Genomic DNA, 246 nt, shown 5'->3' with positions numbered 1-246 from the left:
CATCCGGGCGCGCGGCCACGTAGCGTTCCATGCCCAACTCGGTGCCGAAGCAATGCACGCTTTCCACCCAGCCTGATTCAATGGCGGGGATCAGCGTCGGGTGCGGGTTGAGCGTCCAGTTACGGCAGATCTTGCCCTTGAGGCCCAGGCGTTCACCGTACGTCGGCAGGATCAGCTCGATGGCTGCGGTATTGAAGCCGATGCCGTGGTTGAGCGACTGCACGTTGTGCCGCTGGTAGATGCCGC

At 63.4% G+C, this 246-nt stretch carries 1 protein-coding gene; it reads right to left on the bottom strand.

The window, feature by feature from the left end:
- Window positions 1-246: malonate decarboxylase subunit alpha (locus RVY79_RS21050; RefSeq protein WP_317466556.1), on the bottom strand; the 246-nt coding region annotated here is incomplete at both ends.

Source organism: Chromohalobacter sp. HP20-39, from assembly GCF_033052815.1.
In the GTDB taxonomy this organism is placed as follows: domain Bacteria; phylum Pseudomonadota; class Gammaproteobacteria; order Pseudomonadales; family Halomonadaceae; genus Chromohalobacter.
The sequence above is the reverse complement of the archived record's forward strand: the minus strand, read 5'-3'. Positions and strand labels throughout refer to the sequence as shown.